Here is a 12836-nt window from a genome sequence, read left to right on the forward strand (position 1 = left end):
GTGACCGGGGCGTTCAGTCGAAGGCGCCCGGCGGCGGGGACGGGGAGGGGCGGGCCGTCGCGTCGGTGACGGCGGGCGCGCCGCCGGTGAAGGCGGCGAGTGCACGGCCGTGTTCGACCCGGCCCGGATGGGGGTCGCTCGCGATCAGGCGGGTCAGTTCGGCGATCGGCAGCTCCCCCGCGGCGCCCAGCAGGACCGCGTTGCCGAAGCGGCGGCCGCGCAGCAGGGCCGGATCGGCCGCGAGGGCCAGTTCCGGGAAGACCTCGGCGGCGGTGGCGACCTGGCCCCGCAGATGGACCAGCGGACCTCCGTCGGTGATGTTCGCCGCGTACCAGCCGCCGGGCCGGAGCACCCGGCGGACCTCGGCGAGGAACTCCGTACTCGTCAGATGGGCCGGGGTGCGCGCCCCGTCGAAGACGTCCGCGATCACCAGATCCGCCCAGGCGTCCGGGATCCGGCCCAGGGCGGCCCTGGCGTCCACGGCCCTGACCCGGATCCGGTCCCGCGGGTCCAGTGGCAGCCGCGCCCGGACGAACTCCACCAGCGCCGCGTCGACCTCGGCGATCTGCTGGGTGGAGCGGGGCCGGCGGGCCGCGATGTAGCGGGCGAGGGTGAAGGCCCCGCCGCCCAGGTGCAGGGCGTGCACCGGGCGGCCGGGCGGGGCGGCGAGATCGGCGATATGGCCGAGCCGCCGCTGGTAGGCGAAGGAGAGCCGTTCCGGGTCGTCCAGGTCCACATGGGACTGGGGCGCCCCGTCCAGCAGCAGCGTCCAGGCGCGCGGCCGCTCCGGATCGGGAACGAGTTCGGCCGTACCACCGGCGACGGCGGCGGTGAGGGCCTCCGGGGCCCCGGACCCGCCGCCGCCGCGCCGCCGTCTGCTCTTCGTCATCCGCTCATTATCGGCCCCGTCCGGCCCCCGCCTGCGAAGAAGCGTTTCCTCCGGGGTATCGGGCCGGGTCGGGGAACTGCGCCGGTGGTACGGGCTCCGCAAAACGGCTCAGGAGCAGCGGTCGACGACTTCGATCAGCCGGGCGGCCTCGCCCAGGGCCTCTCTCAGCACCGCCGGGTCGGTGACCCGCTCGACGCCGTCGGGCGGCAGCAGCCAGCCGCCGTTCTCCGGGCGCGGGGTCTCCGTACAGGCACTGCCGGGTACGTCCCAGCCGTCCGCCGTACCGGGCGGCACCAGGAATCCGAGGGTGTCGCAGGTGCCGTCGTGCAGTACCGGGCCGACCGCGGGCGCCGCCGTCCGCCGCAGGATGTCCACCGCCTCCAGCCCCTGCCGGGTGGGGACGGTCACCAGATCGCACGGCTCGGGTCCCGGACCGCGGACCGCGTCGGGTCCGCCGCCCGGGACCGTATCCCGGCCACCGTTCTCCTCGGCGTTCACGGCCCTGCGGGCACCGCCGCCGACGCTGGTCTCCATGCCGGCTTCCAACAAGAGGATCCCCTCCTCGTTCACCACGGGGCACGGACTGCGCCTCCAAGAAGTTCAACGCCCCAACGCGTCAAGGGCTACGGCAACACTCCGCCGCAAAGGATGGCAGTTCATGGCAGATCCGGGGGGAGTTATCCCTTTTGTAGCCAAAGTCCCGGTGAACCACCCTCCGCAGCCGGTACGTTCGGCCTCGCCGGGAACAACGGTGTACCAAGAGAGGGCTCGGCCATGGCGTCGTCGTCACGGACATCGCGGCAGGCATCACCGGTCCCCAATTCCGCCTTCCGGAGGCTGCGCGGCCCGCGCTCCCCCGGTGAGTTCGCGGCGGCCGTACGGAAGGCCGCCCGCGAGATCGGCGAGCAGGTCTCGTGCGACGCCCGGTACATCGGGCGGGTCGAGGCCGGCGAAATCCGCTGCCCCAACTACGCGTACGAGCGGGTCTTCCTGCATCTGTTCCCCGGGCTCGGCCTCACCGACCTGGGGTTCACGGCCCGCGAGCAGGTCCGGGGCGGCGGCCGGACCCCGCGCACCGCGCGGGCCGAGGTCAGGGAACGGCCGCCCGACGCACCCGGGCCCGGTGGCACCACGAACGATGACGGCAAGAACGACGAGGAGAGCGACGTGTTGCGTCGCGCATTCATGACGGGCGGCTCCGCCACGGTGGCGGCCGCGTCCTTCGGCCCGGTACTCGGCGCCGTACTCGGCACCCTGCCGGAGCAGGGCTCCGGCTCCGCACCGGCACGGCGGCGGATCGGGGAGCCGGAGGTCGAGGCCGTCGAGGACGCGGTACGGCGGATCCGGCTGCTGGACGACCGGCACGGCGCCGACGGTCTCTACCAGCGCGCGGCACAGCCGCTGCGGGCGGCGTACGCCCTGCTGGACTCCGGGGTGACCGCGCACCGCGAAACCTCGGACCGGCTGCACTCGGGCGCGGGCGAGCTGGCGATCTCCGTGGGCTGGCTGGCCCATGACTCGGGCCGGGTCGACGATGCCCGCTCCCACTACGCGGAGGCGCTGGCGACCGCCCGGATGTCCGGGGACCACGGTCTGGAGGCGCACGCCTTCTCCAACGCCTCCTTCCTCGCCCGGGACGCCGGACGCCACCGGGAGGCCGTCCGCTCGGCCCAGGCGGGCGGCCGGGCCGCGAGGGATCTGGGCTCCCCGCGGCTGCTCGCGCTCCTCGCGCTGCGCGAGGCGGGCGGCTGGTCGGGGCTGGGCGACCGGGCGGGCTGCGAGGCGGCCCTGGGCCGGGCGCACACCCACTTCGCACGGGGGGCGGCGGACGCGGACCCCGAGTGGATGTCCTTCTTCGGGGAGCCGGAGCTGGAGTTCCTCCAGGCCCAGTGCTGGGCCCGGCTCGGGGACTGGTCGCGCGCGGTCCACCACGCCCGCCGGGCCGCGTCCGTCGAGGACGACCACTTCACCCGCAATCTGGCGCTCTACCGCGCCGAACTCGCCACCTCGCTGGCCCGCGGCGGCCGCTACGAGGAGGCGGCAGCGGCGGGCCGGGAGGTGCTGAGCCTGCTCCAGGGCGTCCAGTCCTCCCGTATCCAGTCCATGCTGAACACCACGGCGGCACTGCTGGCCCCGCACCGGGCGGCGGAGGAAGTGGCGTCCTTCCTGGCCTACCGGGACGAGCAGGCGCTACGGGTCTGAGCCGGGGCGCCGGGCGGTGTCACGGCCGCCGGACCACCCGGTGCGGCTCCGTCCGGCGGGCCCCCGCATCACGCCCGCCAAACCACCCGGTGCTCCGCCAGATGCGACAACACCGCATGATTCGCCTCCCACCCGTCCGGGACTGCAACCAACAGCCGCCTCCGGCGGCATACCGGACTCCGCCCGGCAAACCCCCATCTCACGCCCGCCAAACCACCCGGTGCTCCGCCAGATGCGACAACACCGCATGATTCGCCTCCCACCCGTCCGGGAACTTGACGGTGACGCCCAGGCGGACCGGTTCGGTCGAGGGGTGGGCGTCCAGGAGGGCGGGGACGCCCGCGCGGCAGACCACGATGCAGGCATGGCGGTGGCGGGAGGCCAGCACGCACAGCCGGCCCGTCTCCAGATGGAACGCCGTCGCATCGGGGCGGCCCGACAGCGGGTGCAGGACGACCGTCACATCGAACTCACGGCCCTGGAGGCGGTTCGCCGTGTCCACCGTGACGTCATGGACCCCCAGCTCCGCGAGCGCGGCGCGGACCGCCGCCGCCTGATCGCGGTGGGCGGTGCCGACGGCGACCCGGTCGGCGGTGACCGGCGTCGGCTCAGCCCCCGCCGTGGCCGTCGCCGCGCCGCCGCGGTCCAGCACCCGGCGGACGGTCGAGGCCACCGCCCGGACCGCCTCCGGGTCCGTCCGCGGAGTGTGCCGCGCGGGCAGCTCCAGCAGCCCCCAGCCGGACTCCGCGGCCTCGTCCACGACCCGGTCGTACGCCGAACCGTCCGACGGCACCCCGAAGCTCAGGCGCCGGTCCCCGGGGCCCGTACCGCTGCGGAACGGTGTGTACGGGTAGAACGCGGCGGACACCAGGGGCGCAGCCGACGCGGGCAGCCGCCACGACACCGGCAGCCGGTGCTGGGGCAGCCCCGGATTGTGCGAGAGCAGGGTGGAGACCGCGCTCGCCGACGGGTCGTACGACAGCCCGGCCCACTGGTCGGCGCCGACGATGGAGAAGGGGTCGAGCTGGCCCGGGTCGCCCACGAACAGCGCCCGCTCGAAGAGTCCGGCGACGGCGAGCAGGGCGTCGGAGCGCATCTGGTACGCCTCGTCCACGATCGCGTGCGGCCAGGGGTCGACGCCCTGCACATGGCCCCACTTCGCGGCCGTGGAGATCACCACGTCCAGACCGGCGAGGTCCGCCGCTTTCGCGGACTTCCGGACGGACGGCAGTTCGTCGAGTGCCTTGTCGTACGGGTCGGGGTCGTTGCTGTGGAGCCGGCCCACCGGCAGCTCGGGGTCCTTCTCCGCGATGCGCAGCACCAGATCGTCGACTTGGGCGTTGGTCTGGGCGATGACCATCAGGGGGCGGCCCGCGGCGGCCAGCTCCCGGGCGGCGCGGACCACGAGCGTGGACTTTCCGGCGCCGGGCGGGGAGTCCACGACGACGCCCCGGTCCGTGCCGTGCAGGGTGTCCGCGAGGATCGCGTCGGTGGCGCGGGCGGCCGCGGCACCGGGGTCGTCGCGCAGGGCGGTGCTCACAGCAGGTCCTCCGGGGTCACGGGGTCCGGGTCCTCCGCGGACACGGACGGCGGCCCGCCGTGGGTCCACGGCGTGTCCTCGGGCTCGGGCAGCTTCGGCCCGCCCCGCTGGTCGTGTTCGAACAGGGTCCAGGCGATCCGGTCGCCCTTGGCCGGAACGGAGCCTTCCGCCGGATCCTTGGACCGGCCCATCCGGTCCAGCAGCCTCAGCACCAGCATCCCGTCGGCGTCCGACTGCACCAGCTCGGCCGACTGGGGGCGGCCGTCCAGCGAGCGGTAGACCTTGACCCGCTCGCCGAGATGGGGGCGGTCGTCCGTACGGAAGGTGATCAGCGGCCGGGGCGACGGGCGCTTCGACTCGGACCAGGCCATGACGGTCTCGGTGACCTCGCCGGTGAACGCCTCCCCGGCCAGCCGCCGCCCCGCCAGCACCAGCGGATCGTCCAGCGCCTCCTGGGCGTCCAGTTCGGCCTGGGCGGTCTCCCGGGCGGCGAGCTTGCGGGCGGCCGTCACCGCGTCGTCCCGGCGCGGCTGGGGCGGTTCCCCGGCCCGCACCCGGTCCCGGTGGGCCGTGAAGGACCAGCGGTCCCGGGTCCAGCGGTCGGGCACCCGGGCCCCCTCGGGCAGCTCCCGCAGCAGGTCCAGGGCCCGCCAGACCGCGTTCCAGGTGGGTTCCAGCTGGGTCAGCAGCAGTCTGCGGATCTCCCGCTCGGCGACGGCCAGTTCGCCCAGCCAGCCCTCCGCGTGGGCGCCGTCCTCGGCGGCGGCCAGCCGCAGCCGCAGCCGGTCGTAGCTCTCGACGGCGGGCGCCAGCAGCCGGTTGTCGAACACCGGGTCGGTGGCGGGCCCGGCGGGCGGGCACAGCAGCCGGCCGTGGGCGTCCCGGCCCAGTTCGGCGCGGAGCGCCGCATCGGCGCCCGACATGCCGTCCGGCGGATCGACCCAGGCCAGCAGCGCCCCGAGGTGCTGGTCCTCCAGCGACGACTGGCCGGTGGCCCAGTGCCGGTTCAGCAGATCGGTCGCGGCGAGCAGCAGGGACGAGCCGGGGACCCTGGCCCGCTCCCCGTAGTGCGTGAACCAGCGGCCGAGGAGGGGGACCCGCGGCGGTGCGGGGTAGGGCGTGTCCGGATCCTGTTCGGAGGTACGGCGGAAGCGCATGGACCGGCCGAGGAGCCGGACGAATTCGGCCGCGGCCCGGCCGGGCACCACGATCTGCGGGGCGTCGGCGCAGAGTTCGGCCTCGACCTTGGTGCGTTTGCCGGTCTCCGGGTCGGCGGCGGCGCGTTCGACGAGTTCCACATCGTCGGCGTACGACTCCAGATGGGGAAGTACGGCGTCGGCCAGCTCGGCGAGGAAGGCGAACCGCAGCTCGCGGTCGCGGGGCTGGGCGACGGTCAGCAGGCGGGGCGCGTCCCGGTCGGTGCCGACCAGCGCGCCGAGCGGGGCGCCCGCCTCACCGGCGGTGGTCAGCGGCACGAACACCAGCGGCCGGTCGGAGACCCGCCGGTGCCGCACGGTCGCCAGCGGCGTGGCCCGTCCGGCCTCCAGCGCCTCCAGCCGGGCGAGGGTGGCGATCAGGCTCACCGGACACCTCCCGCCGCCGCCAGGGCCTCGGCCCGCAGGGACGCCGCGCGGCGGAGGGCGGCCACCGCCGGATCGGCGGGATCGCCCGCCGCGCCCCGGGCCGCGGCGAGGACACCGGCGACCGTGGTCAGTCCGCCCAGCTCACCGCGGACCGAGCGGCCGAGGGCCTCCACCGCACCGGCGTCCCGGGCCCGGTCACGGCAGTGGAAGGCCAGCTCGCAGGCGGCCAGGCACTCGGGCGCATAGGCCGCGGGAACGCAGGCCACCGCGGCGGACAGCTCGTCGGACGGCCGGTCGAGGGCGAAGGTCGTGCCCTCGGGGAGGGCCGCCGCGAGATCCTCGACCCGGGTGAGCCGGGCCAGCTGGCGGCGGGTCACCGAGAGCTGCTTGCGGATGTCCACCACCGATCCGGTCGGCAGATTGGAGAAGTCCTTGGGGCAGACCAGCAGCACGCGGTCCGCGACCCGGGCGCCCGGCACCAGCCCGGCCGTGTGCTCCAGCGCCAGCACGTACACCGCGGCCTGACGGGCGGCGGCACCCACCTTCGCGGCGTCCGCGGAGGCGTCGATCATCGGGAACGACTTGATCTCGACGACCGTCCACTCCCCGTCCGGGCGGACCACCACCGCGTCGGGCTCCAGATAGGCCGGGGAGCCCGCGACCTCCAGCGCCAGCAGCGGGTGCCGCAGCAGGCTCCAGACCCCGGCGGCGGTCGCCTCGCGCAGCGCCAGCGCCGTCCGCGCGGCCCGGCCCTCCGGGCCCGCGGCGGTCAGGTCCGGCAGCCGGAACCCGCCCTCCGCCTCGGCCCCCAGCAGCCTCATCAGCTCCGCGCCGCCGTCCGAGACGACCCTGGCCTCGAAGGCGTTCCCCCGCATAAAGGCGAACTGCGACTGGCCGAAGACGGCGGCCGACCCCAGCGCGGCGGCCAGCGCCCCCTTGTCGACCCCGGCGCCGTCCAGCAGCGCCCGGCGCTCGCAGCCGGGATTGGCGGCCAGGGCGGCCAGCGCCCGGGCGTCCAGCGGCTTCGGCCGGGCCCCGGCGCCTCTCAGCTCAGCGAGCCGCTGCCGGAGCGGTGTCGTCGGCGCCTCCGACGCGGCTGTGCTCCGCGACGGCTCCCGGGGCGGCGTCCGGCGTGGCGCCGGAGGGGCGTCCCGCGGAGTCCGCGGGGCTGCCGGTGGTGCCTGCGGTACTTGTGGTGCCTGCCGCGGAGTTGGTCCGCTGCCCTGGGATGCGCTCACCCGTGGAAGTGTGGCATCCGCCACCGACAACCGGGGACCCAACGGCCGGAAGGGCCGCCGCCCCGCGCCCCGTGATCCGGGCCCGCACCCGGTCCGCGAGCCGCATCGCGGGCTTCGCCAGCAGCAGGCCCGCACCCATCACGGCCGCCCCGGCGACCGCGTCCAGGAAGTAGTGGTTGGCCGTCCCCATCACCACGATCACGGTGACCAGCGGGTACGCGACGCCGAGGGTCCGCAGCAGCGGCGTACGGCCGAAACGCCACAGCATCACACCGCACCACAGGGCCCAGCCGACGTGCAGGCTCGGCATCGCCGCGTACTGATTGGTGAAACCGCCCATACCGCGCGGGGCACTCGCCTCCGCGCCCCACCAGCCGTACGAGCTGTACTGGGCCATGGTGTCGACGAAACCGTGCCCCGCCTCCAGCAGCCGGGGCGGGCAGGTCGGCATCAGGGTGAAGCCGACGAGACCGAGGAGGGTGGACACCATCAGCCAGGTCCGGGCCGCGCGGTACTGCAGCGGCCTGCGGCGGAACAGCCAGACCAGCACCACAGGCGTCACCAGATAGTGCAGTGAGGCATAGACGAAGTCGGCGGGGACGCCGATCTCGGCGTGCTCGGTGAAGAGGCGGTTCAGCGGCGTCTCGAAGTCCAGCGAGACGGCACGCTCCGCCCTGAGTATCGCGAGGCCGTTGTCGACGGCGGTCGACACATCACCGCGGGCCAGCAGCCGGCCCGCCGAGTACGCGACGTACACCAGCGCCAGCAGCGCCAGCTCGGTCCACCAGCGAGGCCGGTGGTGAGCCGTGGTGGCCGTGGTGTGCGTCATCCGTTCGTTCCCCCTCGTGCGTGCTCTGCCGGCCGGATCGGCCACCGGTCAACCGTACGGTTCACGGCGCGGTGGCGGATCGGCGGGTACCGGCTCAGGAAGGGACGCTCCGGGCGCCCCCGAGGTTGCCTCGGGGGCGCCCGGCGGCGCTCCCCGGATCGGTGGCCGGACCATGCATGATGGAGGACCACTCTTTGGATCATCAGGGGGCTCCGCACCATGGCACCGCGCATTCTGCTCGTCCGGCACGGCCAGACCGCATGGTCACTGCTCGGCAAGCACACCGGCCGCACCGATATCCCCCTCGTGGCGGAGGGGGAGCGCGGCGCGGCCCTGATCGGCGAGCGGCTGCGGCGCGCCCCCTTCGCGGGGCTCCCGGGCACGGAAGTGTGGACCAGCCCGCTGGCCCGCGCGGCCCGGACCTGCGAACTCGCCGGGTTCGGGGACCGCGCCGAGCCGTTCGACGCGCTCATGGAATGGGACTACGGCGACTACGAGGGCCGTACGACTCCGGAGATCCGGGCCGCCGCCGGGAACCCGGGGTGGGTCATCTGGCGCGACGGCGTCGAGGGCGGCGAGAAGCTGTCGGACGTGGCGCACCGGGCGGACGAGGTCGTGGCACGGGTCCGCGAGGCCGACCGCGACGTCCTGCTCTTCGCCCACGGGCACATACTGCGGGTGCTGTGCGCGAGGTGGCTGGGCCTGGAGCCGGAATTCGCGGCCCGGATCGCCCTGGCCCCGACGTCGCTGTCGGTCCTGGGCTGGGCGTACGGCGATCCGGCGCTGGACACCTGGAACGACACGGCGCACCTGGCCGCGGCCTGAGCCTTTCGGGCGGGGGCGGGGGCGCGCCGTTGTTGGCTTCGGTTGCAGGTCCAGCCGCGGGCCGTGGGGGCTGGTCGCGCAGTTCCTCCCCCTACGCCTGGCGGCGTGGGAGGTACCCCCGTCTACGCCTTCGGCGGTGGGGGGACCCCCAGCACGGCTTCATGGTCTCTTCGCCCCTGCGGCGTGCGGGCCCCACGGCGGTCGGGTCGCGTTACTCCGTGGGGTAGGCGCGGGGTCTTGTCGGGTGCGGCCGGGTCGTGGGCCTCCGGGCTCACCTCCTCGCCACGGGCGATGCACCGGACCGAAGCACGTCCGGTCATGTCGCCCGCGGCTGCGGGGGCGACCCTGCACCCCCCTCCGGAGATCACCCCGACCTGACCCCCGGGGAGTAGGAGTTCACGCAATCACCCGCCACGGGGTGGGGGAGCCCCGGAAGTTGTCCTTCCTGCCTCACCTGGCCAGACGGACACAGATTCTCTCCGGGGCCGGGTACCCCGGTGCACGGCGGCATGCTGCCGGAGTATTCCCGTGCTAGCAGAGGAAGAGACAGGGTCTCCCCGCACAGAACCGGTTCGCCCCTCCCCCTGCCCCGGAATGGAGGCACGCGGGACAGACAAGGCAGCATGGACCGGTCGATCGCTGCAATGTTCAACAAATGGCCGAATCGAATCCCGCTTGACCGAAGAGTAAACGGAGAGCGTTCATTCATCGCCTCGTTTCAGTCTCCACTGGATCAGATGGAGCCACTTCGGAGCATGAGCGATCTTTCAGTGTCGGCGTTGTGTAGGGTATCGGTCGCGACGCAGCGCACTCCCCATCGCCTTTTCACTCGGGTCGCACGATCACCATTCTTTCGTCGCACGAGAAAGGAACTATTCACAATGAAGAAGCTCACTGCTGCCACAGTCGGAACGTTTGCACTGCTGGCCTCCATGGTAATCGTCGCACCACCGGCAAGCGCAGTCCCGGCCGGGTGTGGACAGTTGACAAACGGCCAGCTTTGCAGCTCGGGCGGCACCTTAGGAACGACCGGAACATATACCTTCACCACGTCCTACTGGAGGACGGGCGGAAGTGGAGAAATTACGGTAACGCTGGGAACCCAGCGCAAGAACAGTAACATTACCGCCTTCCCATTGTGGTTCGGCTCCAAAAGGACGCAGAACGGCTACGTCGAACTGAAGAAGAGTCACTCCATAAACTCCGGGGAATGCATTCGGGGCGTCATGGAGCACAACAACACCACGTACGTCACCAAGTGGCGGTGTCCGTAGTTCGACCAGACAGCGTGCGCAACTGTCACCTCAGCCGGATAAGCTCCATATCCCTGCCGTCAACGCTCCACCGGAAAGCGCGATATGTGGCAAATAATCCTCTATGTTTCCCCGGCGACGGTGACCTCGAGTGTCCTTCTGTCGATGCTTTTCTGCTACACCATCGCATTATGGCGTAAACGCTCGAAGGGCCGAGAGGACGCCCGAGTGGCACGCGCAGTGCGGATGGCAGCCACTACCTGGGCCCTGCTGGTCCTCCTTGCCACCTTGATGCCGACCCAACCGCTCGGAAGCGGAGCGGCGTACATATCCTGGGAGCTGGGAGGAGGACTGTGGGGAACAAGCAGTGACTATGGGGCCGGCCTCTTCGAACAAGAGGGGGAAATGGTCGCACGTTTGCAAATCGCCAACGCCGTGATGTTCGTCCCGCTTGGTGCACTGTTCGCTTTCCGCAGGGACCGCGTACGCGCCGCCACGGCCATCGCTTGGTGTTTTGCAGCCAGTGTCGCAATCGAAGCCCTTCAACTCGCCATGGCAGCGGGTCGGACCGTCGATATAGATGATGTCCTCTTCAACACGCTCGGCGGAGTCCTCGGGGCCGTGACTGCACAACTGGCCACCGCTATCACCGAACCGCGCAAGCGGGAAGGAAAGCGGAGGCGGCCGCATCCCCGACTGGCGCGTAAGTAGCAGCAATCCGGAGAATCTACGGGCAGGGCCGGACACCTGACAGTCACTGCAACCGAACCGGAACCTGGCGTTCTCGGCCCGACCGGCCGATCCGCGATGGCCGGGGGCGGTGATCAGGAGAGTTCCCTCTCCTCGGTGACGCGCGACTTCACCAGTGGCTTCGCGAGCTGATCATGCTGGGATCACATGGGAGGGGGTGCAGGTCGCCCCCGCCGGGGGACCCCCAAAGGCAGCTTTGGGGGGTGAGGCGCAGGAACTGCCCTGGGCCCCGCGGGGAACGGCACCCCCGGGGCCCGGCCCGGGGCCGGGTACCCCGGCGGGAGGCGGAGACGCCACCTTGCGCAGGGAGGGAGAATGGACGCTGGACCGTGCCGACGCGCCCATTCCGCGCGACCCGCCCGAAGGACGTGACATGACCGAGGCCCCCCAGGGACACCGCAAGCCGCGCCCCGCCGCGCTGCTGTTCGAACCCGCGGAGGCCGTCGCCGATCCGGAGCACTTCTTCGATCTGGAGGCGATGGACGATCCCCGCGCGCTGCTCACCCGAGCGACCGAGCTGACGCTGGCGTTCCGCGCGGCGACGGACCGGGCGGTGGAGTACCAGGCACTGGCCGCCGCGCAGCTCGCGGACCCCCGGCGGTTCGACCGGATGACGCCCGGGGACATCGCGGAGCGCGCGGGGTGGACCGAGGACTACGCGCGGAAGATGATCGAGTTCGGCCGGGGCCTGGCCCGCCAGGACGGTCACGCGTAGAGAGCGGTTCCTGCGGGCCGGCGCCCGTACCGCCCGGCCGGCCACGACCGGTCAGCGTAGAGAGCACTGCCCCCGGGCCGACCCCGAACCGCCGGCACCGCGTAGGCAACCGGCATATGCCGGGCCGCAAGATACCCCCTCCCACCCCGCCCTGTCACCGTTTCTCCGACAGAGTGGAATCACGCGATCACTCCCGGTACACCTGGAGTCATGAGCGCCTCCACGAGTGCACCGTTACGGGACGACCACGGCATGCCGCAGCCCTCCGGAGAGGAGGACCGTACGGAGTTCTTCGCCCGGATCCGGCAGGAGAGCGCACGGGGCGCGGCCCAGATCACGGCCGCGGGGGCCGACTGGCTGGCCGCCGCGGGCGGGAGCCCGCGGACGCTCTGGGAGCGCCGTCCCGGGGCGCCCGCCGTGCTGTCGTGCGGGCGGCTCTTCGACGTGGTGAGCGCGCCCGCGGTGTTCGGGCGGCTGCTGCTGGACCGGATCTGGGAGGAGGGTCCGGGGTCGGGTCCGGTCGCGGCGCACCGGGGCCGGGTGCTGGTCTTCACGGCGCCGGGTACGGCGTCCCGGCTGCCGGCGCTGCTGAGCTGGGAGGAGTGGGGCGGCTATGTACCGGCCCTGATGTTCCACGGCCGGGGGGACGCCGTCACGGTCCCCCCGCTGGCCGCGCCGGGCGGGGGCGATCCGGGGGCGGTGCCGCGGTGGCTGGTCGCGCCGGGCAGCCGGCATCCCTGGCTGCCCGGCCCCGAGGTGCTGCTCTGGGCCTGCGTACGGGCGGTGAAGGCGGCGCGGACCGCGGCCGCTGCCGTCCGTACGGGCACTCCGGCGGGGCCGTACGGACCGATTTCTCCTCTCCCGGATCAGGGTGCTACTGTCTACGACGTCAGCAGGCGCCGCTAGCTCAGTTGGTTAGAGCAGCTGACTCTTAATCAGCGGGTCCGGGGTTCGAGTCCCTGGCGGCGCACAGACGGGGAAAGCCCCCTCGCGAGAGCGAGGGGGCTTTTTC

11 protein-coding genes and 1 tRNA gene are annotated in these 12836 nt (G+C 72.9%); 7 read left to right on the forward strand and 5 right to left on the reverse strand.

The features are described 5' to 3' along the window. Nucleotides 1-13: 13 nt before the first annotated feature. Together ACIQ9E_RS15580 and ACIQ9E_RS15585 are read right to left on the reverse strand one after the other, a co-directional pair. On the reverse strand, nucleotides 14-889 hold the full coding sequence (locus ACIQ9E_RS15580; protein ID WP_403707100.1) for a spermidine synthase: 876 nt from the start codon (nucleotides 887-889) through the stop codon (nucleotides 14-16). A 108-nt stretch (nucleotides 890-997) separates the two neighbouring features. Beyond that, complete coding sequence (locus ACIQ9E_RS15585; RefSeq protein ID WP_403707102.1) at nucleotides 998-1423, reverse strand: hypothetical protein; 426 nt, start codon at nucleotides 1421-1423, stop codon at nucleotides 998-1000. A gap of 240 nt (nucleotides 1424-1663) precedes the next feature. Between ACIQ9E_RS15585 and ACIQ9E_RS15590 the strand changes: the two genes are divergently transcribed. Beyond that, the gene (locus ACIQ9E_RS15590) at nucleotides 1664-3091 is read left to right on the forward strand and encodes a tetratricopeptide repeat protein (RefSeq protein WP_403707104.1); all 1428 of its coding nucleotides are present in this window, start codon (nucleotides 1664-1666) and stop codon (nucleotides 3089-3091) included. A 199-nt stretch (nucleotides 3092-3290) separates the two neighbouring features. Here the strand turns inward: ACIQ9E_RS15590 and ACIQ9E_RS15595 are convergent, their stop codons facing one another. From ACIQ9E_RS15595 to ACIQ9E_RS15605, 3 genes are all read right to left on the reverse strand, one after another. Beyond that, nucleotides 3291-4631, reverse strand: coding sequence for an AAA family ATPase (locus tag ACIQ9E_RS15595; protein WP_403707106.1), 1341 nt, complete (start codon nucleotides 4629-4631; stop codon nucleotides 3291-3293). Beyond that, on the reverse strand, nucleotides 4628-6214 hold the full coding sequence (locus tag ACIQ9E_RS15600) for a hypothetical protein (protein WP_403707108.1): 1587 nt from the start codon (nucleotides 6212-6214) through the stop codon (nucleotides 4628-4630). The genes ACIQ9E_RS15595 and ACIQ9E_RS15600 overlap by 4 nt, the downstream gene beginning before the upstream one ends. A 1050-nt stretch (nucleotides 6215-7264) precedes the next feature. Continuing rightward, nucleotides 7265-8281 carry a phosphatase PAP2 family protein gene (locus ACIQ9E_RS15605; protein ID WP_403707110.1) on the reverse strand — a complete coding sequence of 339 codons (1017 nt, stop codon included), beginning with the start codon at nucleotides 8279-8281 and terminating at the stop codon, nucleotides 7265-7267. A 219-nt stretch (nucleotides 8282-8500) separates the two neighbouring features. Here ACIQ9E_RS15605 and ACIQ9E_RS15610 point away from each other — a divergent pair, with 219 nt between their 5' ends. The 6 genes from ACIQ9E_RS15610 to ACIQ9E_RS15635 all read left to right on the forward strand — a co-directional run bounded on the left by ACIQ9E_RS15610 (nucleotide 8501) and on the right by ACIQ9E_RS15635 (nucleotide 12794). Next, complete coding sequence (locus ACIQ9E_RS15610; RefSeq protein WP_403707112.1) at nucleotides 8501-9106, forward strand: histidine phosphatase family protein; 606 nt, start codon at nucleotides 8501-8503, stop codon at nucleotides 9104-9106. A gap of 881 nt (nucleotides 9107-9987) precedes the next feature. Next, complete coding sequence (locus tag ACIQ9E_RS15615) at nucleotides 9988-10380, forward strand: hypothetical protein (RefSeq protein WP_403707114.1); 393 nt, start codon at nucleotides 9988-9990, stop codon at nucleotides 10378-10380. Nucleotides 10381-10587: 207 nt separating this feature from the next. Continuing rightward, a complete protein-coding gene (locus ACIQ9E_RS15620) occupies nucleotides 10588-11070 on the forward strand; it encodes a VanZ family protein (protein ID WP_403707116.1) in 483 nt (160 codons plus the stop codon). A 412-nt stretch (nucleotides 11071-11482) separates the two neighbouring features. Further along, nucleotides 11483-11824, forward strand: coding sequence for a hypothetical protein (locus tag ACIQ9E_RS15625; protein ID WP_403707118.1), 342 nt, complete (start codon nucleotides 11483-11485; stop codon nucleotides 11822-11824). 252 nt (nucleotides 11825-12076) lie between these two features. After that, nucleotides 12077-12730: a hypothetical protein gene (locus tag ACIQ9E_RS15630; protein WP_403707411.1), complete on the forward strand. Its 654-nt coding sequence runs from the start codon at nucleotides 12077-12079 to the stop codon at nucleotides 12728-12730. Continuing rightward, nucleotides 12721-12794: transfer RNA gene (locus ACIQ9E_RS15635), tRNA-Lys, on the forward strand. Before ACIQ9E_RS15630 ends, ACIQ9E_RS15635 begins: the two co-directional genes overlap by 10 nt. The last annotated feature ends 42 nt before the right edge of the window (nucleotides 12795-12836 follow it).

It is taken from the genome of Streptomyces sp. NPDC094448 (assembly GCF_044763775.1).
GTDB lineage: Bacteria > Actinomycetota > Actinomycetes > Streptomycetales > Streptomycetaceae > Streptomyces.